Source organism: Streptococcus sanguinis (genome assembly GCF_900475275.1).
GTDB classification, from domain to species: Bacteria; Bacillota; Bacilli; order Lactobacillales; family Streptococcaceae; genus Streptococcus; species Streptococcus sanguinis_N.
In genome coordinates this window covers 2,297,349-2,323,044 of record NZ_LS483364.1, presented here as the reverse complement: position 1 = coordinate 2,323,044, position 25,696 = coordinate 2,297,349, and the positions used below count along the sequence as shown (strand labels likewise).

Annotated in this window: 24 protein-coding genes; 18 read left to right on the top strand and 6 right to left on the bottom strand. The window is 41.1% G+C overall.

Features of this window, described 5'->3' with window-relative positions; genetic code table 11:
• Window positions 1–54: 54 nt before the first annotated feature.
• A complete protein-coding gene (locus tag DQM55_RS11640) occupies window positions 55–1,677 on the bottom strand; it encodes an ATP-binding cassette domain-containing protein (protein ID WP_002899531.1) in 1,623 nt (540 codons plus the stop codon).
• Between the two features lie 290 nt (window positions 1,678–1,967).
• Between DQM55_RS11640 and trpS the strand changes: the two genes are divergently transcribed.
• Entirely contained in the window at window positions 1,968–2,993 is a 1,026-nt protein-coding gene (trpS, locus tag DQM55_RS11635; protein WP_111676890.1) for a tryptophan--tRNA ligase, read from the top strand.
• A 204-nt stretch (window positions 2,994–3,197) separates the two neighbouring features.
• Window positions 3,198–4,679, top strand: a complete 1,482-nt coding sequence (gene guaB, locus DQM55_RS11630) for an IMP dehydrogenase (RefSeq protein WP_111676888.1) — start codon at window positions 3,198–3,200, stop codon at window positions 4,677–4,679.
• Window positions 4,680–4,859: 180 nt separating this feature from the next.
• Here guaB and recF read toward each other — a convergent pair whose 3' ends face one another.
• Both recF and yaaA read right to left on the bottom strand, forming a co-directional pair.
• Complete coding sequence (gene recF / locus DQM55_RS11625) at window positions 4,860–5,954, bottom strand: DNA replication/repair protein RecF (RefSeq protein ID WP_111676887.1); 1,095 nt, start codon at window positions 5,952–5,954, stop codon at window positions 4,860–4,862.
• 2 nt (window positions 5,955–5,956) lie between these two features.
• A complete protein-coding gene (yaaA, locus tag DQM55_RS11620) occupies window positions 5,957–6,355 on the bottom strand; it encodes a S4 domain-containing protein YaaA (RefSeq protein WP_111676885.1) in 399 nt (132 codons plus the stop codon).
• A 187-nt stretch (window positions 6,356–6,542) separates the two neighbouring features.
• On the opposite strand from yaaA, the gene yfmF reads away from it, so the two are divergent.
• The 8 genes from yfmF (at window position 6,543) to DQM55_RS11580 (ending at window position 13,770) form a co-directional block, all read left to right on the top strand.
• Window positions 6,543–7,790 carry an EF-P 5-aminopentanol modification-associated protein YfmF gene (gene yfmF / locus DQM55_RS11615; RefSeq protein ID WP_331813025.1) on the top strand — a complete coding sequence of 416 codons (1,248 nt, stop codon included), beginning with the start codon at window positions 6,543–6,545 and terminating at the stop codon, window positions 7,788–7,790.
• Window positions 7,790–9,085, top strand: a complete 1,296-nt coding sequence (gene yfmH / locus DQM55_RS11610) for an EF-P 5-aminopentanol modification-associated protein YfmH (RefSeq protein WP_111676881.1) — start codon at window positions 7,790–7,792, stop codon at window positions 9,083–9,085. Before yfmF ends, yfmH begins: the two co-directional genes overlap by 1 nt.
• Before the next feature lie 33 nt (window positions 9,086–9,118).
• Entirely contained in the window at window positions 9,119–9,973 is an 855-nt protein-coding gene (rodZ, locus tag DQM55_RS11605; protein ID WP_111676879.1) for a cytoskeleton protein RodZ, read from the top strand.
• A gap of 16 nt (window positions 9,974–9,989) precedes the next feature.
• Window positions 9,990–10,529, top strand: coding sequence for a CDP-diacylglycerol--glycerol-3-phosphate 3-phosphatidyltransferase (gene pgsA / locus DQM55_RS11600; RefSeq protein WP_111676877.1), 540 nt, complete (start codon window positions 9,990–9,992; stop codon window positions 10,527–10,529).
• Window position 10,530: 1 nt separating this feature from the next.
• Window positions 10,531–11,367 (top strand): energy-coupling factor ABC transporter ATP-binding protein, encoded by an 837-nt coding sequence (locus DQM55_RS11595; RefSeq protein ID WP_172454776.1) that lies wholly within the window; start codon window positions 10,531–10,533, stop codon window positions 11,365–11,367.
• On the top strand, window positions 11,343–12,182 hold the full coding sequence (locus tag DQM55_RS11590; protein ID WP_002894262.1) for an energy-coupling factor ABC transporter ATP-binding protein: 840 nt from the start codon (window positions 11,343–11,345) through the stop codon (window positions 12,180–12,182). Before DQM55_RS11595 ends, DQM55_RS11590 begins: the two co-directional genes overlap by 25 nt.
• On the top strand, window positions 12,175–12,969 hold the full coding sequence (locus DQM55_RS11585; RefSeq protein WP_111676873.1) for an energy-coupling factor transporter transmembrane component T family protein: 795 nt from the start codon (window positions 12,175–12,177) through the stop codon (window positions 12,967–12,969). The genes DQM55_RS11590 and DQM55_RS11585 overlap by 8 nt, the downstream gene beginning before the upstream one ends.
• Window positions 12,970–13,179: 210 nt before the next feature.
• The gene (locus DQM55_RS11580; protein ID WP_009659542.1) at window positions 13,180–13,770 is read left to right on the top strand and encodes a LysM peptidoglycan-binding domain-containing protein; all 591 of its coding nucleotides are present in this window, start codon (window positions 13,180–13,182) and stop codon (window positions 13,768–13,770) included.
• Window positions 13,771–13,903: 133 nt separating this feature from the next.
• Here the strand turns inward: DQM55_RS11580 and DQM55_RS11575 are convergent, their stop codons facing one another.
• Genes DQM55_RS11575 through sdaAB form a run of 3 tightly spaced genes read right to left on the bottom strand, consistent with a single transcriptional unit; the run spans window position 13,904 to window position 16,155 of the window.
• Window positions 13,904–14,551, bottom strand: a complete 648-nt coding sequence (locus DQM55_RS11575) for an HAD family hydrolase (protein ID WP_111676871.1) — start codon at window positions 14,549–14,551, stop codon at window positions 13,904–13,906.
• A 51-nt stretch (window positions 14,552–14,602) separates the two neighbouring features.
• Window positions 14,603–15,475, bottom strand: a complete 873-nt coding sequence (sdaAA, locus tag DQM55_RS11570) for an L-serine ammonia-lyase, iron-sulfur-dependent, subunit alpha (protein WP_111676869.1) — start codon at window positions 15,473–15,475, stop codon at window positions 14,603–14,605.
• A gap of 8 nt (window positions 15,476–15,483) precedes the next feature.
• A complete protein-coding gene (sdaAB, locus tag DQM55_RS11565) occupies window positions 15,484–16,155 on the bottom strand; it encodes an L-serine ammonia-lyase, iron-sulfur-dependent subunit beta (RefSeq protein ID WP_111676867.1) in 672 nt (223 codons plus the stop codon).
• Window positions 16,156–16,429: 274 nt separating this feature from the next.
• Here sdaAB and mnmA point away from each other — a divergent pair, with 274 nt between their 5' ends.
• From mnmA to DQM55_RS11525, 8 genes are all read left to right on the top strand, one after another.
• Entirely contained in the window at window positions 16,430–17,575 is a 1,146-nt protein-coding gene (gene mnmA, locus DQM55_RS11560) for a tRNA 2-thiouridine(34) synthase MnmA (protein ID WP_260468701.1), read from the top strand.
• 138 nt (window positions 17,576–17,713) lie between these two features.
• On the top strand, window positions 17,714–19,621 hold the full coding sequence (gene mnmG, locus DQM55_RS11555) for a tRNA uridine-5-carboxymethylaminomethyl(34) synthesis enzyme MnmG (protein ID WP_111676863.1): 1,908 nt from the start codon (window positions 17,714–17,716) through the stop codon (window positions 19,619–19,621).
• A gap of 187 nt (window positions 19,622–19,808) precedes the next feature.
• Window positions 19,809–21,800: a GGDEF domain-containing protein gene (locus DQM55_RS11550; protein ID WP_462885671.1), complete on the top strand. Its 1,992-nt coding sequence runs from the start codon at window positions 19,809–19,811 to the stop codon at window positions 21,798–21,800.
• Window positions 21,797–22,249, top strand: a complete 453-nt coding sequence (rplI, locus tag DQM55_RS11545) for a 50S ribosomal protein L9 (RefSeq protein ID WP_002894242.1) — start codon at window positions 21,797–21,799, stop codon at window positions 22,247–22,249. Before DQM55_RS11550 ends, rplI begins: the two co-directional genes overlap by 4 nt.
• A 26-nt stretch (window positions 22,250–22,275) precedes the next feature.
• Window positions 22,276–23,631 (top strand): replicative DNA helicase, encoded by a 1,356-nt coding sequence (dnaB, locus tag DQM55_RS11540; protein ID WP_002894241.1) that lies wholly within the window; start codon window positions 22,276–22,278, stop codon window positions 23,629–23,631.
• Window positions 23,632–23,633: 2 nt separating this feature from the next.
• Window positions 23,634–23,909: a Veg family protein gene (locus tag DQM55_RS11535; protein ID WP_002894239.1), complete on the top strand. Its 276-nt coding sequence runs from the start codon at window positions 23,634–23,636 to the stop codon at window positions 23,907–23,909.
• Between the two features lie 96 nt (window positions 23,910–24,005).
• A complete protein-coding gene (locus DQM55_RS11530) occupies window positions 24,006–24,629 on the top strand; it encodes an HAD family hydrolase (RefSeq protein ID WP_002905662.1) in 624 nt (207 codons plus the stop codon).
• Between the two features lie 276 nt (window positions 24,630–24,905).
• Entirely contained in the window at window positions 24,906–25,685 is a 780-nt protein-coding gene (locus tag DQM55_RS11525) for an ABC transporter permease (RefSeq protein ID WP_002918012.1), read from the top strand.
• The last annotated feature ends 11 nt before the right edge of the window (window positions 25,686–25,696 follow it).

Below are 25,696 nucleotides of genomic sequence, written 5' to 3'. Positions count from 1 at the left end.
AGAAACGCTGTTTCATGCCTCTGTAAAGCTTTGTAAACGTAAATTGACAAGGAATTAATCTTTCCAAAGTTCCTTGACTTTTGCCTGAACTTCTTGATTTTCCAAGAATTCATCATAGGTTTCGTCAATACGGTCAATGACGCCATTTTTAGACAGGACAATGATATGGTTGGCCAATGTTTGAATAAATTCATGGTCATGACTGGCAAAAATAATGGATCCTTTGAAGTTTTTCAATCCATCATTTAGGCTGGAGATTGATTCCAAATCCAAGTGATTTGTTGGATCATCTAATACCAAAACGTTGGATTTGAGCAACATCAGCTTAGATAACATAACCCGAACTTTTTCTCCTCCTGACAAGACATTGACAGACTTGTTAACCTCATCTCCAGAGAAAAGCATGCGCCCAAGGAATCCTCGAAGGAAGGTGTTGTCATCCTCTTCTTTGCTAGCAAATTGACGCAGCCAGTCAAGGATTGATTCACCACTAGCAAAGTCACGAGAATTATCTTTTGGCAGGTAAGATTGACTGGTTGTGACACCCCACTTGACAGTTCCTTCATACTCAATATCACCCATCAAAGCACGAATCAAAGCTGTTGTTTGGATGTCGTTTTGGCCAATCAAAGCTGTTTTATCGCCAGGACGTAAAATGAAGTTAATATTATCAAGAATAGTTTCTCCGTCTATCTTGACAGAAAGGTTTTCTACTGTTAAGAGATCGTTACCGATTTCACGTTCTGCTTTAAAGCTGATAAATGGGTATTTACGGCTAGATGGAACAATTTCTTCTAACTCAATCTTGTCAAGCATCTTTTTACGAGAAGTTGCTTGTTTTGATTTTGAAGCATTGGCAGAAAAGCGAGCAACAAACTCTTGAAGTTGCTTAATTTTTTCTTCTGCTTTGGCATTTCGGTCAGCTAGAAGTTTAGCCGCTAGTTCGCTTGATTCTTTCCAGAAATCATAGTTTCCGACATAGAGTTTGATTTTCCCAAAGTCAAGGTCGGCCATATGAGTACAGACTTTATTCAAAAAGTGACGGTCGTGGGATACAACAATAACTGTATTGTCAAAATCGATAAGAAAGTCTTCCAGCCAAGTAATAGACTGAATATCCAAACCGTTAGTTGGCTCGTCCAGAAGTAAGACATCAGGTTTACCAAAAAGGGCTTTGGCTAAGAGTACTTTAACCTTGTCTCCGTTAGAGAGCTCGCTCATATTTTGGTAGTGAAGATCTTCCGGAATATTGAGATTTTGCAATAATTGTGAGGCTTCACTTTCAGCTTCCCAGCCACCTAGTTCAGCAAACTCTCCCTCAAGCTCAGCCGCACGTACACCATCTTCATCAGAAAAATCAGGCTTCATATAAATAGCATCTTTTTCTTTCATGATGTTGTAGAGATGCTCATTTCCCATGATTACAACATCAATAGCCCGTTCTTCTTCATAGTCAAAGTGGTTCTGGCGAAGGACTGAAAGACGTTCATTTGGTCCTAGAGAGATGTGGCCTGTTGTTGGCTCGATATCACCAGCTAAAATTTTTAAAAAGGTTGATTTCCCAGCACCGTTAGCTCCAATCAATCCATAAGTATTTCCTTCTGTAAATTTGATGTTGACCTCATCAAACAATTTTCGGTCACTGAAACGCAGTGATACGTCTGATACTGTAAGCAATGTCTTTCTCCTATATATATAATCTTCTTCATTTTACTAGAAAACAGAACTTTTTTCAAATAATTCTGAGATAAAAAGTAAAAATCAAAGCAGAAAGAAAAAAGGAGAATAGAATGAACTAAGACTTTTAGGTTTTACAGCCAGAATAGTTTGTCAATTAGGTTTACAAATGTTGTAAAGGCGTGGCAATAAAGTCGTAAAAACTGGATTTTTTGCTTTTTTCTAGAAACTTCTTTCTCATTTTCATTGAAAATGATATAATGAACTCATTATAAATTGAGGAGTAATAAATGACTAAACCAATTATTTTAACAGGAGATCGTCCGACAGGAAAATTGCATATTGGTCATTATGTAGGAAGTTTACGGAACCGCGTGCTTTTGCAGGATCAAGGTAAGTATGAGATGTTTGTATTTTTGGCTGATCAGCAAGCTTTGACAGATCATGCAAAGGACCCTCAGACAATTGTTGAGTCCATTGGGAATGTAGCTTTAGATTATCTAGCAGCTGGCTTGGATCCTAAAAAGGTGACTATTTTTATTCAAAGTCAGATTCCTGAGTTGGCAGAGTTGTCAATGTATTACATGAATTTGGTGTCATTGGCTCGTCTTGAGCGTAATCCTACTGTCAAGACAGAAATAGCTCAAAAAGGATTTGGTGAAAGTTTGCCGACTGGGTTTTTAGTTTATCCAATTTCTCAGGCAGCTGATATTACTGCTTTCAAGGCTAATTTTGTACCAGTCGGACATGATCAAAAGCCTATGATTGAGCAGACTCGGGAAATTGTTCGCTCCTTTAACAATGCTTATCAGACAGATGTTTTGGTAGAACCGGAAGGGATTTATCCTGAAAATGAAGCAGCTGGACGTTTGCCTGGATTGGATGGCAATGCTAAGATGTCTAAGTCTCTCAATAATGGCATTTATTTGGCAGATGACATGGATATTTTGCAAAAGAAAGTCATGAGCATGTATACAGATCCTAATCATATCAGAGTGGAAGATTCTGGAAAAATTGAGGGAAATATGGTCTTTCATTATCTGGATGTTTTTGGGCGCCCAGAAGATGCTGCGGATATTGCTGCAATGAAAGAGCATTATCAAAGAGGCGGTCTGGGAGATGTTAAAACCAAGCGATATCTGCTAGAAATTTTAGAGCGTGAGTTAGGACCAATTCGTGAGCGTCGAGTGGAGTTTGCTAAAGACATGGGACAGGTCTATCAGATGCTGCAAGAAGGATGCGATAAGGCTCGTCAGACTGCCGCTCAGACTCTTTCGGAAGTCAAGTCTGCGATGGGGATTAATTATTTTAAATAACGAACATTATTGATTATAAATCATAAAAACTATCGTTTTTAACTTTAAAAATGATGGTTTTTATTTTTTGTGTAATAATGATTGACAATTTCCTATAGAATGGTATGATATTAACAACAAAAAAACCAGCTCTTATTCAAAGAAAACTGAACTTCAATTCTCTTTGGATATTAGTTTAATAAAAAGGAAAAGAGGAAACTGTGGATGTCTAACTGGGACACTAAATTTTTGAAAAAAGGTTTTACCTTTGATGATGTGCTGCTGATTCCAGCTGAAAGTCATGTACTGCCCAACGATGCTGATTTGAGTACCAAGCTTGCTGAGAACCTGACCTTGAATATCCCAATTATTACTGCCGCTATGGACACTGTTACAGAGAGTCAGATGGCTATCGCTATTGCCCGTGCCGGTGGTCTTGGAGTTATCCACAAAAATATGTCTATTGAGCAACAGGCTGATGAAGTTCGAAAGGTTAAACGTTCTGAGAATGGCGTTATTATTGATCCTTTTTTCCTAACGCCAGAGCATACGATTGCTGAAGCAGATGAGTTGATGGGACGTTACCGTATCAGTGGTGTTCCTGTTGTAGAAACTCTTGAAAATCGTAAGTTAGTAGGGATTCTAACTAATCGTGATTTGCGTTTTATTTCTGACTATGACCAACCTATTTCTCGTCATATGACCAGTGAGAATCTTGTAACGGCGCCTGTCGGTACAGATTTAGGAACTGCAGAGCGCATTTTGCAGGAGCACCGGATTGAAAAGTTGCCTTTGGTTGACGATAAGGGATGTCTTTCAGGTTTGATTACCATTAAAGATATTGAAAAGGTTATTGAGTTTCCAAATGCTGCTAAAGATGAGTTTGGCCGTCTCTTGGTAGCTGGTGCTGTCGGTGTTACTTCAGATACTTTTGAACGTGCGGAAGCTCTCTTTGAAGCTGGTGCAGATGCGATTGTTATTGATACTGCTCATGGTCACTCAGCTGGAGTTTTACGCAAGATTGCTGAGATTCGTGCTCATTTTCCTGAACGCACCTTGATTGCTGGAAATATTGCAACTGCTGAAGGTGCACGCGCTCTTTATGAAGCAGGCGTGGATGTTGTTAAGGTCGGAATTGGTCCTGGTTCTATCTGTACAACCCGTGTAATTGCTGGTGTTGGTGTTCCCCAAGTAACTGCTATTTATGATGCAGCTGCTGTGGCGCGTGAATATGGAAAAACCATCATTGCTGATGGTGGAATTAAGTATTCTGGAGATATTGTCAAGGCTTTGGCTGCAGGTGGAAATGCTGTTATGTTAGGTTCAATGTTTGCTGGTACAGACGAAGCGCCAGGCGAGACAGAAATCTTCCAAGGTCGGAAATTTAAGACTTACCGTGGTATGGGATCCATCGCCGCTATGAAGAAGGGCTCTAGTGACCGTTACTTCCAAGGGTCTGTTAATGAAGCTAATAAGCTAGTTCCAGAAGGAATTGAAGGCCGTGTGGCGTACAAGGGAGCTGCTGCAGATATTGTCTTCCAGATGCTCGGTGGTATCCGCTCTGGAATGGGCTATGTTGGTGCTGCAAATCTGCAAGAACTTCACGATAATGCTCAGTTTATTGAGATGAGTGGCGCCGGATTAAAGGAAAGCCACCCTCATGATGTACAAATTACAAATGAAGCCCCTAACTATTCAGTTCAATAAAAAATAAAACGAGGTCGGGAATTTTTCCTAACCTCGTTTTAAATTTACGATTTAAATTGACATACCTTTACAATTCAAGAGGTTATAAAAGCTGTTCTAACAACAATTCGATATAATTCGTTCACACTATAAGCAATATTTTGTAAATGAAATTTACAAAAACGTAAACCTCATGTAATGCTAGGATTGAGATATAATTTGTCCTTGCTGAATGGTGAAAATTTTAATATCTTGTGGAAGATTTTTTAAATGTTCTAAAGTTGTTGTAGTGATGAAAGTTTGAATATCCTGAGAGATAGTTTCTAATAATTTTAGTTGACGGTTATTGTCAAGTTCGCTCATTACATCGTCAAGCAACAAAATAGGCGTTTCCTTCGTAATGCTTTCTATTAACTTGATTTCAGCTAGTTTCAGTGATAAAACAAGACTGCGATGCTGACCTTGACTACCAAAGTTGGCATCCATCTGGTTGATAAAAAAAGCAATATCATCACGATGGGGACCAACACCTGTATTTTTTTTGAATAGGTCACGTTTACGACTGCTTATTAAGGAAGAGCGGTAAGTTTCTTCTAAATTCTCAATTTGGTGTAAAGGAATAGATGACAGATACTTGACAGTCAATTCTTCCAAATTTTGAGAGATGTCCCAGTGCTTGTCTTGAGCAAAGCTTTCTAATTTTTGCAAAAAATCCAACCGATGCCTTATGACACGACAGCCATAGTCAACCAGCTGATCATCAAGGACAGTCAAGAAGGTTTCATCAACTTTGTCATTAGCTTTCAGATAAGCATTGCGTTGTTTGAGGACATGGTTGTAATTGGATAAATCTGATAGATAGACAGGTTTGATTTGTCCGAGTTCAATGTCTATAAATTTACGACGTAGACTGGGAGAACCTTTAATCAACTGTAAATCTTCAGGAGCAAAAAGAACAACATTCATAGTTCCAATATAGTCTGATAATTTACTTTGTTTTAAGTGATTGACTTTTGTGATGCGACCTTTTGGTGTCAAGTTAATGTCAAGGGGAACTTTACCAGTCTTTTTTTCTAAGATGCCAGAAACAAGGAGGTCATTTTCTGTAAAATGAATCAGATCCTTATCTGAGCGTGTGCGGTGGCTTCTTGTCAAGGCCAGGAAATAAACAGCTTCTAAAATATTGGTTTTACCTTGTGCGTTCTGGCCTAGAAAGACATTTAAGCCAGGATGGAAGTCAATATCAGCTTCCTGATAATTTCGGAAATGCTTGATTTTTAATGATTGTAGCCACATGATTAGATACCAGGGAAGCGAACAGGGTTTTTAGTAGTTTTCTGCTTTTTAGGTATCCCTGTATTCTTACGCTTTTCTTTTTTAGAAGTCTGAGATTTTTTTAAATCCTTATTCATGGCTTTGACAAGTTCAGCAACTCGTTTTTTTTCTGCGATTTCTTTCTGGTGTTGCAGAATTTCTTCTTGACTAGGGGCTGTTAAATCAATTTCAATTCCTTGCTCGGGAAGGGAAATCCTGTCATTGATACGGAGTTTTTTTCCCCGGCGGTTTTCTGGCTCACCGTTAAAAAGAACTGGATATTCACTTAGAAATGTTTTAATTGCTCCGCCGCTTTGGATAATTCCTGTTTCTTTTAAAAGTGCTTGTAGCGTGATGTAGTCATCAAATAATTTATATTCCATATTTCACCTCAACCCTGTCATTATACCATATTTGTTAGTAAAAAGTGCTGAGGTGCTTTGGATAAAAGTGGAAATTTTCTCCTGTTATCAGAAAACGTTTTAATCAGCAAAAAGCTTGGTAGAACAAACAAATCAGAGGCATTTCATGATATAATAGTAGTCTATATTATTCAGTATGAGGGGCGTCATGGAAATCACTAAAGGAGTTCGTCTCCATTTTATTCAATCAGAAAAATTTAAAACAAACAAAATTAGGGTTCGTTTTTCAGCGCCTATGTCCAAAGAAACAGTAGCTGGTCGGGTTTTAACAGCTAGCATGCTAGAGACTGTCAATGCTGTTTATCCTACTTCGCAGGCTTTCAGAGAACGTTTGGCCAATTTGTATGGTGCTGATTATTCTACGAGTCTTTCAAGGAGAGGATTGGTGCATTATTTAGATATCAATCTTTCTTTTGTGCGGGATAAATTTTTGAGTCGCAAGAATGTCCTGACAGATGCCATGCTTGATTTTTTGAAAGCCAGCTTGTTTTCTCCATTGGTAAGTCAGGATGCTTTTGATGAATCTGCTTTTGAAATTGAGAAGAAAAATATCTTGAATGATTTGGAAGCTGAAATTGAAAATCATTTTTATCATGCTCATCGAGAATTAGATAAACTCTTTTATGAAGAAGAGGAAATGCAGATGCCTCGTGTTGGGACGATTGAATTAATTCAGAAAGAAACAGCTGCAAGCAGTTTTGTTGCTTTTCAGCAGATGCTTCAGGAAAATCAGATTGACTTTTTCTTTATTGGGGACTTTAATGAAGTGGCTGTTCGGGAGAAAATTCAATCTTTCAATTTTGCACCTCGCCAACAAGAACTTCAGTTAGTTTATCAGCAAGAATATTCCAATGTTTTACGAGAAGGACTGGAGCAGAAAGATGTCCATCAGTCAATTATTGAGTTGGCCTATCACTTCCCTATTCAGTACGGAGAGAGTGAGCACCTGCCTTTGGTTGTTTTAAATGCTTTGCTAGGTGGCTTTGCCCATTCGAAATTATTTGTCAATCTTCGTGAAAAGGAAGGGCTGGCTTATACAATTTCTAGCAATTTTGATATTTTTTCAGGAATGATGCGGATTTACGCTGGTATTGATCGTAGCAATCGGACCAGAACAGTTGCTTTAATCAACCGACAGATTGCTGATTTGAAGCGTGGGAATTTTAGTCAGGAAGAACTGAATCAAACCAAGAAAATGCTGAGAAATTCAGTATTGTTAGCTCAGGATCGACAGAATACAATCTTAGAGAGAGCCTATATGGCTTCTGTTTTAGGGAAAAAATTCTTATCTCTTGAAGCTTGGCTGGAAGCTTTGGAACAGGTTCGTAAGGATGATATTATCAAGTCAGCTGGCCTCTTAAAATTACAAGCTATTTACTTTATGGAAGGAAAATAATGCAGGGAGAAGTGCTAGAAAAAATCAATTATTCAGCAGTAGGAGAAACTGTCTATCAGACAGTATTAGCAAACGGTTTGCGTGTTTTTCTTCTGCCTAAAAATGATTTTAATGAAACTTATGGGATTATCTCAACTAATTTTGGTTCAGTGGATACAGGGATTGTTTCACGTGAAACCAAGCAGGTCACTCAATATCCGGCTGGAATAGCTCATTTTTTGGAACATAAGCTTTTTGAAGGCCCGCAGGGAAAGGATTTGCTGCTGGAATTTACTAAGTTAGGGGCTGAGAGCAATGCCTTTACAAGCTTTACTCGGACCAGCTATCTGTTTTCTGCAACAGATAACATTTCAGAAAATCTACAGCTTTTGCAAGAACTGGTGCATCGGGCTGATTTCACAAAAGAATCCATTTTGCGGGAACAGGATATTATCGGCCAAGAAATCGAAATGTACCAAGATAATCCAGATTATCGTCTCTTTTTTGGAGCCTTGGCTAATCTCTATCCTCAAACATCTCTGGCAGAAGACATTGCAGGAACGAAAGAGTCCATCTCTGAGATTACCGTCGAAAATTTGAAGGAAAATTTCAAGAACTTTTATCATCCTTCTAATATGACTTTGTTTGTAATTGGTAATTTTGATTTGGAACAGATAGCTGCAGAGATTGCAGAACAGCAGGAAAAACTAGTTTTTGCTGGGAGTTCGGAACCGATTGAAAAAATTCCTGTTAGCCTTCACCCAGTGGTGTCAACGGATACCTACCGAATGGAGGTGGCTAGTCCAAAACTGGCAGTTGGGATTCGAGGTACGGACTTTGTTGATGAATCGGAGTTGTATCGCTATAAAATCACTTTGAAACTCCTATTTGCCATGATGTTTGGCTGGACTTCCAAGCGTTTCCAGTCCCTCTATGAAAGTGGGAAAATGGATAATTCTTTAACGCTGGAAGTGGAAGTAGAAAAAGATTTTCACTTTGTCATGCTGACGATGGACACTCAGGAGCCGGTGGGACTTTCTCATCAATTTCGCTCAGCCATCAAGAATTTTGACAAGGATCCGGATGTGACAGAAGAGCATTTGGATACGATTAAAAGTGAGATGTTTGGTGATTTTCTGCACGGTTTAAACTCACTTGAGTATATTGCAACCCAATATGAACCGCATTTGACGGGTGAGAATCTGTTTGATTTGCCGAAAATTTTACAGGATATCAGCTTGAATGATGTGATAAAACTAGGTCATCGATTTATCGATCAGTGTGATATGACAGATTTTACTATTTTTCCAAAATAATTCCAGAATCGTTTTTAAAATTTTGTTAAAATAGTGAAAAATAGAAATAAGGGAAAAGTACGTATGAGAAAAAAAACGATAGGAGAAGTGTTGAAACTTGCCCGGACCAATCAAGGGCTGAGCTTAGAGGAACTGTCAAAAAAGACAGATATCCAGCAGGATTTGTTGGAAGCGCTGGAACGGAATGACTATGATTTGCTTCCTAGTCCTTTCTATGCCCGCAGCTTCTTGCGGAAATATGCTTGGGCTGTAGATTTGGATGAATCCATTATTCTGGAGGCTTACGAAGCTGGTGAGATGATTGTCTTTGATGAAGTGGCACTGGCAGCAGATGAGGAATTCAGGAGCAGAAAAAATAAAAATAAAAGCTCTTTTCTGCCCTTGTTCTATTTTCTCTTGTTGGCTTCAGCTATTGCTGCTTTCGTGGCATACTATATCTGGAGTTATGCTCACACTAATTCGGTAAGTTTCAAAGCATCTAACAGCAATTATAGTCTGGTGTCTTCTACAAGTACTAACAGTCAGAAGATTTCCTTTTCTTCGGCTGATTCTAAGTCAGTTTCTTCCTCGGCTAGCAAATTGACAGTTAGTGGAAACGGAGATAATTTGACTGCTGAGTATAGCGGAGCAGGTCAGCCTGTTAAAGTGACCGTTTCTGTGGAGCAAACAACCAATTTGGTAAGCATAAGCGATTCAGAACTAGCCGAAGGCATCACCTTATCTCCTGAAAAATCAAGCCAGACGGTTTCTCTTGAGCCAGGCAATAAGTATCTTATTACGATAGCACCTGTTAAAGGAGCAACTGTGACGATAGAGGGACAAAAACTAGATACTTCGGCTTTGACTAGTGATAGTGGAACCATTAGTTTGAACATTACGAAAGGATAAAAACGAAGGGAATCCCATGAAAAAAGAAAATATTCCAAATGCCTTAACTCTTGTTAGAATTGCTTTAATCCCTGTATTTGTTGTGATTTTAACATTCGGTCATTCTTACACCATGCATATCTTGGCAGCTTTTATATTTGCTTTTGCCAGTATAACTGATTATCTAGATGGTTATTTGGCACGAAAGTGGGAAGTGGTAACAAACTTTGGTAAATTTGCTGATCCCATGGCTGATAAGCTTTTAGTGATGTCTGCTTTTATCATGTTGATTGAGATGAAACTGGCTCCTGCCTGGGTTGTGGCTATTATTATTTGCCGGGAATTGGCAGTAACAGGTCTGCGCTTGCTTTTAGTGGAAACAGGCGGTACAGTCTTAGCAGCTGCTATGCCAGGTAAAATCAAGACCTTCACGCAGATGTTTGCTATTATTTTTCTACTGATTCATTGGACTCTCTTAGGACAAATCCTTCTGTATATCGCTTTAATCTTTACGATTTATTCTGGATATGACTACTTCAAGGGAAGTGCCTATCTCTTTAAAGATACCTTTAAATAATATGGAAAATATCATCGAAGTAAGAAATCTTAAGTACAAATACGATAGTGAGTCTGAGAATTACACTTTAAATGATGTCTCCTTTCAAGTAAAAAAAGGGGAATGGCTGTCTATTGTCGGTCATAATGGGAGTGGAAAATCAACCACAGTTCGTTTGATTGACGGTCTTTTAGAAGCGGAAAGCGGAGATATTATTATCTCAGGTGATAAGCTAACAGCTGAAAACGTCTGGGAAAAACGCAGACAGATTGGCATGGTATTCCAAAATCCAGATAATCAGTTTGTCGGAGCAACTGTAGAAGACGATGTAGCCTTTGGTTTGGAAAATCAAGGGCTAGCCTATGATCTGATGGTAGAGCGAGTCCAGCAGGCATTAGAGCTTGTCGGTATGCAGGATTTTAGAGAACGTGAACCAGCTCGTCTTTCCGGAGGCCAGAAACAGCGAGTAGCTGTTGCAGGTGTGGTAGCTCTGAGACCGGATATTATTATTTTGGATGAAGCAACTAGCATGCTGGATCCAGAGGGACGTTTGGATCTTATCCAGACCGTGAAAAAAATTAAAGATAGTAATCAGCTGACCGTCATTTCTATCACTCACGACCTGGATGAAATAGCCTTAAGCGACCGTGTTTTGGTTATGAAAGAGGGTCAGGTTGAGTCTACCGCTACCCCGAGAGAGCTTTTTTCTCGAGAAGATTTGGAAGAGCTAGGATTGGATCAGCCATTTGTTAATCAGGTAAAGGCGGCTTTGCGTCAGTCAGGGTTTCCTCTGCCAGACACTTACTTAACAGAAAAAGAATTGCAGGATCAACTATGGGCATTACTCTCAAAAACGTAAGTTATACTTATCAAGCTGGCACCCCTTTTGAGGGACCAGCGCTTTTTGGAGTGGATTTGGAGATAAAATCCGGCAGTTATACAGCTCTTATCGGGCATACTGGCAGCGGTAAGTCAACAATCCTCCAGCTTTTAAATGGCTTGCTAGTTCCTAATCAAGGCAGTGTTGAAGTAGGCAGTACAGTCATCACGGCTGATTCTGTCAATAAAGACATTAAACAGGTGCGCAAGAAGGTCGGTCTAGTCTTTCAATTTCCGGAAAGTCAAGTTTTTGATGAAACAGTTTTGAAAGATGTGGCTTTTGGCCCTCAGAATTTTGGTGTTTCTAAGGAAGAAGCCGAAGCTTTGGCGCGTGAAAAGCTGCACTTAGTCGGAATTTCTGAGGATTTGTTTAATCGCAGTCCTTTCGAACTTTCTGGTGGCCAGATGCGCAGGGTGGCTATCGCTGGTATATTAGCCATGGAACCTGATATCTTGGTTTTGGATGAGCCGACAGCAGGGCTTGATCCATCCGGTCGAAAAGAACTGATGAGGCTTTTTGAAGAGCTGCATCGTGCCGGTATGACCATTGTTTTGGTAACTCACCTAATGGATGATGTAGCCAACTTCGCTGATACAGTCTATGTTTTAGATAAGGGCAGAGTCGTCAAGAGCGGTCAGCCTGCTCAGGTCTTTCAGGATCTTGATTTTATGGAGAGTATTCAATTGGGTGTTCCTAAGATTACAAAATTTGCACACGAATTGGCGGAGAAAGGGATGAATTTCTCGCATTATCCTATTACAATTGAAGAATTCAAGGAGATCTTGCATGGATAAGTTGATTTTAGGTCGCTATATTCCCGGAAATTCAATCATCCATCGTTTGGATCCGCGGAGCAAGTTGCTGGCGATGTTTCTTTTTATTCTATTAATTTTCTGGGCTAATAATCTTGTGACCAATCTGCTGTTGTTTGTTTTTGTTTTTAGTTTGGTCTTGCTGTCCAAGGTTCCTTTGAAGTTCTTTTTAAAGGGTATCCAGTCCATGGTTTTTATCATAGCTTTTACTACCTTGTTCCAGCTGTTTTTGACCTCAGGAGGCGCTACAATTTTTCAGTTTGCTTTTTTCAGAATTACAGAAGCAGGACTGTCACAGGCTGGCATCATTTTTAGCCGCTTTATTCTGATTATTTTCTTTTCTACTCTTCTGACTCTGACAACGACCCCCTTAAGCTTGTCTGATGCCGTGGAGTCTTTGCTGAAGCCTCTGAAGGTTTTCAAGGTGCCAGCACATGAGATTGGCCTGATGCTTTCTATGAGCTTACGTTTCGTTCCAACTTTAATGGATGATACTACTCGGATTATGAACGCCCAGAGGGCGCGTGGTGTTGACTTCGGTGAGGGAAAAATCATTCAAAAGATTAAATCTATTATTCCCATTCTAATCCCTTTATTTGCTTCCAGTTTTAAAAGGGCGGATGCTCTAGCTATTGCCATGGAAGCGCGCGGCTATAATGGAGGTGAAGGTCGGACACGTTTTCGCCGTTTGGCATGGAAAAGAAATGACAGCTTGGCTATTATTAGCTTATTTATATTAGGTATTCTGCTTTATATATTGAAAAACTGACCTGCTGTTTAAAGTGTTTTTAGAGAATAGTATAAGTTAAAGTTGTCTATTTTTTACTTGATCAAAGAAAATATTTGGCAAAAAAGCTCTAAAAGTCTGTTTTTAATGTCTAAACTAAATGTTCTTGTAACGTTTGACTTGGTAATGTAACTTTTTGGTAATATTTTATGTGTAAGATAGTATTATCACCGAAAGGAGAATTACTTTTTAATGAACAAAAAAACAGCAAAATGGACTTTAACAGGTGCAGTCGCTGCAGCGGCTTTCTTGGTTTCAGGTATTGCGAATGCTGAAACCTATACAGTTGAAGCCGGTGATACTTTATCAGCTATTGCTAACGAAAAAAATACAACTCTTGAGAAATTAGTAGAGTTAAACAAGATTGCAGATCCAAATCACATCCGTGTTGGTCAAATCTTGGAACTTGGAAATAGTGCCAAAACGTCTGAAACAAGCGTAGCAGCAACTGCAACTCCCGTAAATAATTATGCAGCACCTGCAGCAACAGCTAATTCAGCAGCAACATCAGGAGGCCTTGTACTTAGCAATGGTAATACTGCTGGTGCAACTGGCTCTTATGCAGCATCACGTATGGCAGAAATGACAGGTGTTCCTGCATCAACTTGGGAAGCTATCATTGCTCGTGAATCAAATGGTCAAGTAGATGCTTACAACGCATCTGGTGCTAGTGGTCTTTTCCAAACGATGCCAGGTTGGGGATCAACGGCTACTGTTGATGATCAAATCCAATCAGCATATAGTGCCTACAGTGCTCAAGGACTTTCAGCTTGGGGCTACTAAGATAGAAATAAAAAAACCACAGATTTCTGTGGTTTTTTGGTTTACATAAAGTTGACAATTTATAAGCAGAAAATGATAGTGTAGATAAAGATTTAAAGGGAACAATCTTATCTAGATCGACAAATGTGTAAAGTTATGAAAAGTGTTCGTTCAATATTTTTAAAATGTGCTTGGGAGAATTAGCCAGCAAATCTGCTCCGTTTTCTAGTAACTCTTTTTGGTTGCCAAAGCCCCAAAGGACTCCCAGAGTTGAGATTCCTACTTCTTTACCGCCAATTATATCAAACTTTGTATCGCCTATAATTATGGTTTCTTCTGGATTTGCATCTAGTGTTTGCAGAGCTCGACGCAGAACATCTGCTTTGTGAAATGAATCTGGCAGTGAGCCAAAAATATCATCAAATTGCTCAGAGATAGCTAGATTTGCTAATAAATCTTGTGCTGTGGGTTGATTCTTACTCGTTGTTACATAAATCTGATAACCAGCTTCTTTTAACTGTGTCAGCAATTCTGGTATCCTCTCATAGAGGCGGACATTCCAGATGCCTTTTTCCTTATAGAAGCTGCGGTAATAGTTAATCGCTTCTGGAACTTGGCTTTCTTCAAGAACAGAGGCGAAGCTTACTTCCAGAGGCGGCCCCATAAAACTTTTTATAATACTTTCTTCAGGGCACTCTTTTCCAAGTTGTTTGAAGCTGTATTCAAAGGATTCTTGGATGCCCTTTGAACTGTCAACTAGAGTTCCATCCAAATCAAAGAAGATATATTTCAAATGACTCATCTTGTCTCCTTGTTTACTATCTAGTAAATCTACTTGACAAATTTGTCAAGGTTATTCTCCAAAGATTTCTTTTGAAAGTCTGCGGCCTGTAGGTGTTGTAGCTAGGCCGCCTTCAGCTGTTTCTCTGAAAGCAGTAGGCAGACTTGACCCAACTTGATACATAGCATCAATGACTTCGTCAACAGGAATTTTAGATTCGATTCCCGCAAGAGCCATATCAGCTGCAATAAAGGCGTAACTGGCTCCCATAGCATTTCGCTTGACACAAGGCACCTCCACTAGACCAGCTACTGGATCGCAAATCAAACCCAGCATGTTTTTAATGACAAAACAAATAGCTTGACTGGCTTGAAAAGGTGAACCTCCAGCAGCTAGAACTAAAGCAGCTGCACTCATAGCAGAAGCGGAGCCAACCTCAGCTTGACAGCCACCTTCAGCACCCGAAATTGAGGCATTATTGGCAATAACTAGGCCAAAAGCGCCTGCAGCTAATAGAAAGTTTAGCTGTTCTTCTTCTGAGAGTCCTAATTTTTCAATGGCTGATGTAAGAACAGCCGGCAGACAGCCAGCGCTGCCGGCAGTAGGTGTTGCACAAACTAAACCCATTTTAGCATTATGCTCATTGACAGCAATAGCATTTTTTGCAGCAGTTAGCACAGTGTGGTCTGATAAAGTTTTTCCTGACTGGATATAGTGGTCAAGTTTTGCTGCGTCTCCGCCAGTCAATCCGCTGCGAGACTTACTCTCATCAAGTCCAAGAAGGACAGAGGCTTTCATGACTTCCAGATTGCGACCCATCAGTCGCAGGATTTCATCTCTTTCACGACCAGTTAATTCATACTCGGTAGCAATCATCAATTCAGCAACATTTCCTTGGTAATCTAGGTCGGCTTGCTCTACTAATTCTTTGATGGAATAAAACATATTTTCTCCTACTTAAAGAAATTCACATTGTGCAGATGAGGAATATTGCGAATTTCATCGATGGCTTCCTCACAGCTACGGCTGTCAACTTCAATAATCATAATTGCTTTTTCTCCAGCCTTCTCACGTGTAACATTCATCTGAGCTATATTGATATTGTAGCGTGACAGAGCTTCGGTGACATGGGCAATCATACCTGGGACATCCTGGTGGACAATAATGATGGTCGGAGTATTCATGCTCAGAGATACTGAAAAACCATTCAACTCTGTTACTTGAATGTTGCCGCCACCGATAGAGACTCCAGTCACAGTGATTGTTTTATGGTCATTTTTGATTGTAATCTTTGTCGTATTTGGGTGGGGTGCATTGCTATCCTTTTGAATCGTCCAGACAATCTTGATACCGCGTTTATAGGCGATTTCAAGGCTGTTAGGAATCTCTGGATCATCTGTATCCATACCTAAAATCCCTGCTACAAGAGCTAAGTCAGTTCCGTGACCTCGGTAAGTTTTGGCAAAAGAGTTAAAGAGCTGGAATTCTACTTCTGTTGGCTCATCATTAAAAATAGAGGAGACAATTTTTCCAATACGGACGGCGCCTGCTGTATGGCTGCTTGATGGGCCTATCATCACAGGTCCAATAATATCAAAAACAGATTGAAATCTTAGTGAAGTCATGATTTCTCCTTGCAGCTTATTTATTATTTTCATTATAACAAAGTTAAGGGCTTTCTGCTGATTTTTTAAATGAATTAAAAGTAGATATTATAAAATTTCGTTAGATAGGAAAGTAAGTGAGAAAATCAATATATTTACAAAGTTGTAAACATAATTTACAGTTAATAAATTTAGTTAAATTTCTGATTTGTTTTCCTAGTCCTTTCGTGCTATAATAGGCCTTGCTCAAGCGACCTTCAATCGTTGAAAGCACAGCACGACCTTCAATCGTGAAATAACGAAAAGATGGGAGAACACAATGAGTAATAACTCTAAGACTCGTGTCGTTGTTGGTATGAGCGGAGGTGTCGATTCATCAGTAACTGCTTTGCTCTTAAAAGAACAAGGTTACGATGTGATTGGCATCTTCATGAAAAACTGGGACGACACAGACGAATTTGGTGTCTGTACAGCCACAGAAGACTACAAGGATGTAGCTGCTGTTGCAGATCAGATTGGCATTCCTTACTACTCTGTCAACTTTGAGAAAGAGTACTGGGATCGCGTTTTTGAATACTTCTTGGCGGAATACCGAGCTGGTAGGACTCCAAATCCAGATGTCATGTGTAACAAGGAAATCAAGTTTAAAGCCTTCCTTGACTATGCCTTGACACTGGGTGCAGATTATGTGGCAACGGGTCATTATGCTCGAGTGGCGCGTGATGAAGATGGAACAGTTCATATGCTACGCGGTGTAGACAATGGCAAGGATCAGACTTATTTTCTGAGTCAGCTGTCTCAGGAACAACTGCAAAAAACTATGTTTCCTCTGGGTCATTTAGAAAAGCTAGAAGTTCGAGCAATTGCTGAAAGAGCTGGTTTAGCTACAGCTAAGAAAAAAGACTCGACAGGTATTTGCTTCATTGGTGAGAAGAATTTTAAAGAATTTCTGAGTCAATATTTACCAGCCCAGCCTGGTCGAATGATGACCTTGGAAGGCCGAGATATGGGCCAGCATGCTGGGTTGATGTATTATACCATTGGCCAGCGAGGTGGTCTTAGAATTGGTGGTCAGCACGGCGGAGATAATGAGCCTTGGTTTGTGGTTGGAAAAGACCTCAGCCAAAATATTCTTTATGTGGGTCAGGGATTTTATCATGACAATCTAATGTCAACCAGCCTTGACGCTAGTCAGGTTCATTTCACAAAAGAAATGCCAGAAGAATTTACTATGGAGTGTACAGCTAAGTTTCGCTATCGTCAGCCGGATTCCAAGGTGACAGTTACTGTAAAGGGTGACAAGGCAGTTGTCAACTTCGATCAACCACAAAGGGCTGTTACTCCAGGTCAAGCAGTCGTCTTCTATGATGGAGAAGAATGTCTAGGTGGAGGCTTGATTGACAGAGCTTATAAGAATGGTCAAGTCTTACAGTACATTTAGATTGACAATTCAGCTCAATCTGCTACAATAAGATAAGCAATACCTATGATGGTCAAAGCTCATGGATGTTGCAGGCTTTTTTGTCCTGCACTTCTAGAGACTTGGCCTTTTTTGGTGAAAAAATGAGGAAAAAAGAAAATGACATACAATTTTACTGAAAGTTATGATATTATCGTGATTGGAGCAGGGCATGCTGGGGTTGAGGCATCGCTTGCTGCTAGTCGAATGGGTTGTAAGGTTCTTTTGGCAACCATCAATATTGAGATGCTGGCTTTTATGCCCTGCAATCCCTCTATAGGAGGATCTGCGAAAGGCATTGTCGTTCGTGAAGTAGATGCTTTGGGCGGAGAGATGGCCAAGAATATTGACAAGAGCTATATTCAGATGAAAATGCTCAATACTGGTAAAGGACCCGCTGTTCGGGCTCTTCGGGCGCAGGCAGATAAAGAGCTTTACTCCAAAGAAATGCGGAAGACTGTCGAAAATCAAGAAAATCTGACCTTGCGGCAAACCATGATTAATGAAATCTTGGTAGAAGATGGTAAGGTCATTGGGGTTAAGACAGCGACCCATCAGGAGTATGCGGCTAAAGCCGTCATTGTTACGACCGGAACAGCCTTGCGGGGAGAAATTATCATTGGTGATCTCAAGTATTCATCTGGTCCTAATCACAGTCTGGCAGCCATTCCTTTAGCAGATAACCTGCGTGATCTAGGTTTTGAAATTGGTCGTTTTAAAACTGGAACGCCTCCGCGTGTTAAGGCATCATCTATCAATTATGATGTGACCGAGATTCAGCCAGGTGATGAAAAGGCCAATCATTTCTCTTACACTTCTCGTGATGAGGACTATGTGAAAGATCAAGTTCCTTGCTGGTTGACTTATACCAATGCAGAAAGTCACGAAATTATCCAAAATAACCTGCACCGGGCTCCTATGTTTTCAGGTATCGTTAAGGGAGTGGGGCCACGCTATTGCCCGTCTATCGAGGATAAGATCGTCCGTTTTGCGGATAAAGAACGACACCAGCTTTTCTTAGAGCCTGAGGGACGTGATACGGAAGAAGTTTATGTGCAGGGGCTGTCAACCAGTCTGCCAGAAGATGTACAAAAGGACTTGGTTCACTCTATCAAAGGTTTAGAAAATGCTGAGATGATGCGGACAGGCTATGCCATTGAGTACGATATGATTATGCCCCACCAGTTGCGGGCAACCTTAGAAACCAAGAAAATTTCAGGACTCTTTACAGCAGGTCAGACCAATGGGACTTCTGGTTACGAAGAAGCTGCAGGTCAAGGGATTATTGCTGGGATTAATGCGGCCTTGAAAATCCAAGGTAAGCCGGAGTTGATCTTGAAGCGCAGTGATGGTTACATTGGAGTCATGATTGATGATTTGGTGACCAAGGGGACGGTAGAACCTTACCGACTCTTGACCAGTCGAGCTGAGTACCGTCTGATTCTCCGTCATGACAATGCTGACATGCGTTTGACAGAGATGGGACGAGAAATTGGTCTGGTAGATGATGAGCGCTGGGCTCGTTTTGAGATTAAAAAGAATCAATTTGATAATGAGATGAAGCGTTTGGAATCGATCAAGCTAAAACCTGTCAAGGAAACAAATGCTAAGGTAGAAGCCCTTGGTTTTAAGCCTCTGACGGATGCAGTGACTGCCAAAGAATTTATGCGGCGTCCGGAAGTGTCTTACCAAGATGTAGTTCAGTTCATTGGTCCGGCTGCAGAGGAGCTTGATGAGAAGATTATCGAGCTGATTGAGACAGAGATTAAGTACGAAGGCTATATTTCCAAAGCTCTCGATCAGGTTGAAAAGATGAAGCGTATGGAAGAGAAGCGGATTCCAGCTAACATTGATTGGGATGATATTGACTCGATTGCGACAGAAGCGCGACAGAAGTTTAAGAAAATCAATCCAGAAACAATTGGTCAGGCTAGTCGTATTTCTGGTGTCAATCCAGCAGATATTTCTATTTTGATGGTTTACCTAGAAGGCAAGTCTAGAAGTATTTCTAAAAATCAAGCGAAGTAACTCTTGTAAAAGGCTGAGTTTCCTTTGGGAAGCAGCCTTTTTGTGTAAAGTTACAAGGGGTTGACAAGATTGTAAACTTTGAAAGACTGTTTTTCGCTTCCTTTACCATTGTTAAATGCTTTGATTATTGGGAGAAATTCGCTTTTTTCTAGGATTTATGGTAAAATGGCGGAATAAGAGGTCTATGATGAAAAAATTTCGTTTTGCCCCAATTCACTTGGCGATGGCGGGTCTAATTTCCTTTATAATCTTAGCCATCTGTCTGAGGCTTTTTGGTGATAGTTTGGCCATGCTAGCTGCTCTCATGCTTGTGCTGGCTCTTTTGATTGTGCTTTTTATCCAGCAACAGAGAGTATCCGAGCTAGATGAGATTGAGCAGATTCATTATGTCAATCATCAAGCAGAAGGAAGCCTCGCTTCCTTGCTGGATAAGATGCCAGTTGGTGTCATTAAAATCAGTGAAGATAGTAGTGATGTAGAGTGGTTTAATCCATATGCAGAACTGATTTTTACAACCGAAGATGGTGATTTTGATGCTGATATGCTCAAGAATATCATGAAGGCTGCTTATTCAGACTCTGGTCATTATGCTACGGTTGGAGACAAGAAATATTCGGTTTACTTGGACCGTGCATCCAGTGTGTTTTATTTTTTTGATGCATCCAATGAATACGAAGCCACTGTTGGTCTGGTGACAACGCGCCCGGTGATTGGGATTATCTCTGTGGATAATTATGATGATTTGGAAGATGTCGTTTCAGACACGGATATCAGTCATATCAATAGCTTTGTGGCCAACTTCGTAGCAGAATTTTCTGAGCAGTTTCACATGTTTTACCGTCGGGTTGGCATGGATCGGTTCTATCTTTTTACGGATTACACAGTGCTGGAACAGCTGATGGAAAATAAATTTTCTATCATTGATCAATTCCGGACGGAAGCTAAAAATCGAGAGCTGTCACTGACACTTAGTATGGGCTTTTCTTATGGTGATGGCAATCATGATGAAATCGGTCGGGTAGCCCTGCTTAACCTCAACTTAGCTGAAGTTCGGGGTGGGGATCAAGCTGTCGTCAAAGAAAATAACGACAACATGAACCCAATTTTCTTTGGTGGAGGAACGGCGTCAGCTGTTAAGCGGACGCGCACCCGAACTCGGGCTATGATGACTGCGATCTCTGATAAGATTAAGAGTGTGGATCAGGTATTTGTAGTCGGACATAAAAATCTGGATATGGATGCCTTGGGTTCTTCTCTTGGTATGCAGCTTTTTGCTAGTAATATCATCGAGAAAACTTATGTGGTCTATGATCCGTCTCAGATGGCTTCTGATATTGAGCGGTCCATTACAAAGCTCCAGCAGGAAGGGGCTGACTATCTGGTGCCGCTTTCTGAAGCAGTAAATATGGTGACCAATCGTTCTCTTTTGATTATGGTTGATCACTCCAAGATATCTCTGACTCTGTCTAAGGATTTCTTTGATCAATTCAGTCAGATTATCGTAGTCGACCACCATCGCCGTGATGAAGATTTTCCGGAAAATGCTGTGATTGCCTATATCGAAAGTGGGGCTAGCAGTGCTAGTGAGTTGGTGACGGAGCTGATTCAGTTCCAGAATTCTAAAAAGAACCGTCTCAGTAAGATGCAAGCCAGCATTCTCATGGCGGGGATTATGCTTGACACCAAAGGATTTTCATCTCGAGTCACCAGTCGGACCTTTGATGTGGCCAGCTATCTACGAACTCGGGGCAGTGACAGTGTTGTGATTCAGGACATTTCAGCTACGAATTTTGAGGAATATCGTGCGATTAATGAGCTGATTTTAAATGGTAAGAAGATTTTGCCTAATGTCATTGTAGCAGCTGGTCCAGAGGAGAACACTTATGATACGGTTGTCATCAGTAAGGCAGCTGATACCATGCTCTCCATGTCAGGAATTGAAGCTACTTTTGTCGTGAGCAAGAATACCAAAGGTTATGTGTCTATTTCGGCTCGCAGTCGCAGCAAGATCAATGTTCAGCGAATTATGGAAAAGCTGGGCGGTGGCGGTCATTTCAATCTGGCGGCAGCTCAAATTGAAGGTAAAACAGTTTCTGAGGTCCTTCAGTCGTTGAATCAAGAAATTATGGATCAAGTCATTAAAGAGGAAGTAATAATAGACGAGGAGAAAAAAGTATGAAAGTAATTTTTTTAGCAGATGTAAAAGGCAAGGGCAAAAAAGGCGAAATCAAGGAAATGCCGACTGGCTATGCTCAAAATTTTCTGATTAAGAAAAATTTAGCCAAGGAAGCAACAGCGCAGGCTATCGGTGAGCTGCGCGGTAAGCAAAAGTCTGAAGAAAAAGCCCACGCTGAACTAGTGGCAGAAGCTCAGGCTATTAAAGCTAAGTTAGCAGAAGAAGCTACTCTTGTTGAATTTACTGAAAAAGTTGGTCCGGACGGCCGCACCTTTGGCTCTATTACCAGCAAGAAAATAGCAGAAGAGCTGCAGAAGCAGTTTGGCATTAAAATTGACAAGCGCCATATTAAGGTGGACTCACCGATTCGCTCCATTGGTCTGATCGATGTTCCAGTGAAAATTTATCAGGATATAACTGGGGTGATTCGTTTGCGGGTTAAAGAAGGATAATAGTGATTTGAAGGAAGGATTTACCGATGGCAGAGATTGATGAACTCCGAGCTCAGCCTCAGGATATTTTAGCGGAGCAGTCCGTTTTAGGAGCCATTTTCATTGATGAGAGCAAACTGGTCTTTGTTCGTGAGTATATCGAGCCTGCTGACTTCTTTAAGTATGCCAATCGCTTGATTTTCAAGGCTATGATTGACTTGGCTGACCGCGGCGATGCCATTGATGCAACGACTGTTCGCAATATTTTAGACAGTCAGGGTGACTTGCAGAATATCGGCGGTCTCAGCTACTTGGTGGAAGTGGTCAATTCTGTGCCAACCTCTGCCAATGCTGAATACTATGCTAAAATCGTTGCAGAAAAGGCTATTCTAAGGCGGCTGATTTCGCGTCTGACAGAGTCTATCAATCAAGCCTACGATGGTGACCGTCTGTCAGAGGAAATTATTGCCGGAGCTGAAAAAGCTCTGATTGATGTCAGTGAAACAGCTAACCGCAGCGGTTTTAAAAATATCCGTGATGTGCTGAATCTTAACTTTGGCAATCTGGAGGCTCGGTCTCTGCAGACATCAGATATCACTGGGATTGCGACTGGCTACCGTGAGCTGGACAAGATGACGACTGGTCTGCATGAGGAAGAATTAATCATTTTGGCGGCCCGGCCAGCGGTCGGAAAGACAGCCTTTGCCCTCAATATCGCTCAGAATATCGGAACCAAGCTGGATAAGACTGTAGCCATTTTCTCTCTGGAAATGGGGGCGGAGAGCTTGGTGGACCGGATGCTGGCTTCAGAAGGGGTGATTAATTCTCATTCCATTCGTACGGGGCAACTGACAGATGAAGAGTGGCAAAAATATACCATTGCGACAGCTAATCTGGCTAACGCTAGTATCTATATCGATGATACACCAGGGATTCGGATTACAGAGATTCGCTCGCGGGCTCGAAAACTGGCCCAGGAAACGGGGAATCTAGGGCTGGTTTTGATTGACTATTTGCAGCTGATTACGGGAACTGGGCGTGAAAACCGCCAGCAAGAGGTTTCGGAAATTTCCCGGCAGTTGAAAATCTTGGCTAAGGAGCTCAAGGTGCCGGTCATTGCGCTGAGTCAGCTCTCGCGTGGCGTAGAGCAGCGGCAGGATAAGCGACCAGTGCTGTCTGATATTCGGGAATCAGGTTCCATTGAGCAGGATGCGGATATCGTTGCTTTCCTTTACCGGGATGATTATTATGATCGGGCTGGTGAGGAGGAAGAAGGCATTCCCAACAACAAGGTTGAAGTCATTATTGAGAAAAACCGGAGTGGGGCGCGTGGTACAGTAGAGTTAATTTTCCAGAAAGAGTATAATAAATTCTCAAGTATTTCCAAAAGAGAGGACGAATAAAGATGAGTGATGCATTTACAGATGTGGCAAAAATGAAAAAAATCAAAGAAGATATCAAGGCGCATGAAGGACAAATCGTCGAGATGACGCTGGAAAACGGCCGTAAGCGCCAAAAAAGCAAGCAAGGCCGTCTGATTGAAGTTTATCCGTCTTTGTTTATCGTGGAATATTCCAATGAAGGCGGTCAGCCAGGAGAAATTTCCAATACCTATGTAGAGTCTTATACTTATTCTGACATTTTGACAGAAAAGAACCTCATCCGTTATTTTGATGAATAGAAAGGTCCAGTGGGCCTTTTTACTTATATTTGAAGCAATTCCTCAGTCAAATCGACTTATATAGAGGATGATAAGCAAAGAAAACAGGTGGTCATCATGATTAAAAATTTGGTTTTTGATTTGGGCAATGTTCTGATTGAATGGAATTCTGAGAAAATCTTGACATATTTTGAACCTGAGAAAGAGCGGCAGCAGGTTCTTAGGCAGGTCATTTTTGAGTCGGGTGTCTGGCATCAGACGGACAGGGGAGAGCGGAGTTTGAAAGAAGCTTGTGAGGAAGTCCTGGCTCAGTTGGACGTCTCCTATCATTCTGCCGTTAAGAATATCCTCTATCACTGGTATGAGGTTGTGCATGTTTACAGTGGTTTACAGGAAAGGATTCGGCTATGGTCTGATCAAGGTTATCGAATCTATATCTTGTCAACCACTTGTGAGATTTTTTATCATATTGAAAAAGCTGGTTTGTTGCCCATTTACCCACTGCTGTCGGGCTATATCCTTTCCTCAGAGGTCGGTGTCGTCAAGCCAGAAGCAGAGATTTACCAAAAGCTGTTGAAAAAATATAATCTGAATCCAGTAGAATCCGTCTTCATTGATGATATTCAGGCTAACTTAGATACGGCAGCTGAATTGGGCTTTGAAACCATCTTATCCACAAGCGAGACAGAGAATATCAGGGCTATGGAGACTTTGCTGGCTGCGAAAGGAAAGTTTGACTGATTGATGATCGTTTGCTTTACTTATCGTTGAAAAGGAGTGAGTCCAAGCTCCAACCTTGACATTTGCTGATGATTGCGCTATCATAGTCCTATATATGGGAGTCTGTGTACAGTCTGAGAGGAAGTGTAAGCTTCGACCGCACCTGATCTGGGTAATGCCAGCGTAGGAAACATACCGAAAAATGTGGTATTTGTGCGCCTTTTCCATATACGGAAAAGGCCTTTTCTTTTATCATCTTTATCGAATGGTGATATCTTGAAAAATTGCAGCGCTAAAATGCAGGAAGGGAGGAAAATTGTTCTAATGAAAGCACTACAAAGGCTGATGCGACAGCAAATCGGTTTCTTAGGTATGTTGGGTGTACTTGTCATCTGGCAGGTCATGGGCTGGCTCAAGCTCTTGCCCAAGTTTATCCTGCCGACGCCTCTGGAAATCGGTCAGGCCTTTATCAGAGATGCTGGATTTCTAGCAAGTCATAGCTGGGCGACCTTAAAAGTAGCCTTGCTGGGTTTAGTCTTGGGCGTCATCTTGGCCTGTATACTAGCTATACTCATGGACAGCATGAGCTGGCTCAATGATCTAATCTACCCCATGATGGTCGTGGTGCAGACGATTCCGACCATTGCTTTGGCGCCAATTCTGGTTCTCTGGCTGGGTTATGGGATTTTGCCCAAGATTGTGCTGATTATTCTGACGACGACTTTTCCGATTATCGTCAGTATTCTGGATGGTTTTCGGCATTGTGATCGGGATACTCTGACTCTCTTTGAGCTTATGCAGGCCAATCGCTGGCAGATTCTCTGGCATTTTAAGATTCCAGCTAGTTTGCCTTATTTCTATGCGGGCTTGCGCGTCAGTGTTTCCTATGCCTTCATCACGACTGTGGTTTCTGAATGGCTGGGCGGTTTTGAAGGCTTGGGTGTTTATATGATCCAGTCTAAGAAACTTTTCCAGTACGACACCATGTTTGCCATTATCATATTGGTTTCGGTTATCAGTCTTCTGGGGATGAAGCTGGTGGCTGTCAGTGAAAAATATGTCATTAAGTGGAAATAGGAGCTCAGCTC

Coding starts and splice junctions, on each gene's coding strand:
- trpS (WP_111676890.1), top strand. CDS start 1,968: ATGACTAAACCAATTATTTTAACAGGAGATCGTCCGACAGGAAAATTG.
- guaB (WP_111676888.1), top strand. CDS start 3,198: ATGTCTAACTGGGACACTAAATTTTTGAAAAAAGGTTTTACCTTTGAT.
- recF (WP_111676887.1), bottom strand. CDS start 5,954: ATGTGGCTACAATCATTAAAAATCAAGCATTTCCGAAATTATCAGGAA.
- yaaA (WP_111676885.1), bottom strand. CDS start 6,355: ATGGAATATAAATTATTTGATGACTACATCACGCTACAAGCACTTTTA.
- yfmF (WP_331813025.1), top strand. CDS start 6,543: ATGGAAATCACTAAAGGAGTTCGTCTCCATTTTATTCAATCAGAAAAA.
- yfmH (WP_111676881.1), top strand. CDS start 7,790: ATGCAGGGAGAAGTGCTAGAAAAAATCAATTATTCAGCAGTAGGAGAA.
- pgsA (WP_111676877.1), top strand. CDS start 9,990: ATGAAAAAAGAAAATATTCCAAATGCCTTAACTCTTGTTAGAATTGCT.
- DQM55_RS11595 (WP_172454776.1), top strand. CDS start 10,531: ATGGAAAATATCATCGAAGTAAGAAATCTTAAGTACAAATACGATAGT.
- DQM55_RS11590 (WP_002894262.1), top strand. CDS start 11,343: ATGGGCATTACTCTCAAAAACGTAAGTTATACTTATCAAGCTGGCACC.
- DQM55_RS11585 (WP_111676873.1), top strand. CDS start 12,175: ATGGATAAGTTGATTTTAGGTCGCTATATTCCCGGAAATTCAATCATC.
- DQM55_RS11580 (WP_009659542.1), top strand. CDS start 13,180: ATGAACAAAAAAACAGCAAAATGGACTTTAACAGGTGCAGTCGCTGCA.
- DQM55_RS11575 (WP_111676871.1), bottom strand. CDS start 14,551: ATGAGTCATTTGAAATATATCTTCTTTGATTTGGATGGAACTCTAGTT.
- sdaAA (WP_111676869.1), bottom strand. CDS start 15,475: ATGTTTTATTCCATCAAAGAATTAGTAGAGCAAGCCGACCTAGATTAC.
- sdaAB (WP_111676867.1), bottom strand. CDS start 16,155: ATGACTTCACTAAGATTTCAATCTGTTTTTGATATTATTGGACCTGTG.
- mnmG (WP_111676863.1), top strand. CDS start 17,714: ATGACATACAATTTTACTGAAAGTTATGATATTATCGTGATTGGAGCA.
- DQM55_RS11550 (WP_462885671.1), top strand. CDS start 19,809: ATGAAAAAATTTCGTTTTGCCCCAATTCACTTGGCGATGGCGGGTCTA.
- rplI (WP_002894242.1), top strand. CDS start 21,797: ATGAAAGTAATTTTTTTAGCAGATGTAAAAGGCAAGGGCAAAAAAGGC.
- dnaB (WP_002894241.1), top strand. CDS start 22,276: ATGGCAGAGATTGATGAACTCCGAGCTCAGCCTCAGGATATTTTAGCG.
- DQM55_RS11535 (WP_002894239.1), top strand. CDS start 23,634: ATGAGTGATGCATTTACAGATGTGGCAAAAATGAAAAAAATCAAAGAA.
- DQM55_RS11530 (WP_002905662.1), top strand. CDS start 24,006: ATGATTAAAAATTTGGTTTTTGATTTGGGCAATGTTCTGATTGAATGG.
- DQM55_RS11525 (WP_002918012.1), top strand. CDS start 24,906: ATGCAGGAAGGGAGGAAAATTGTTCTAATGAAAGCACTACAAAGGCTG.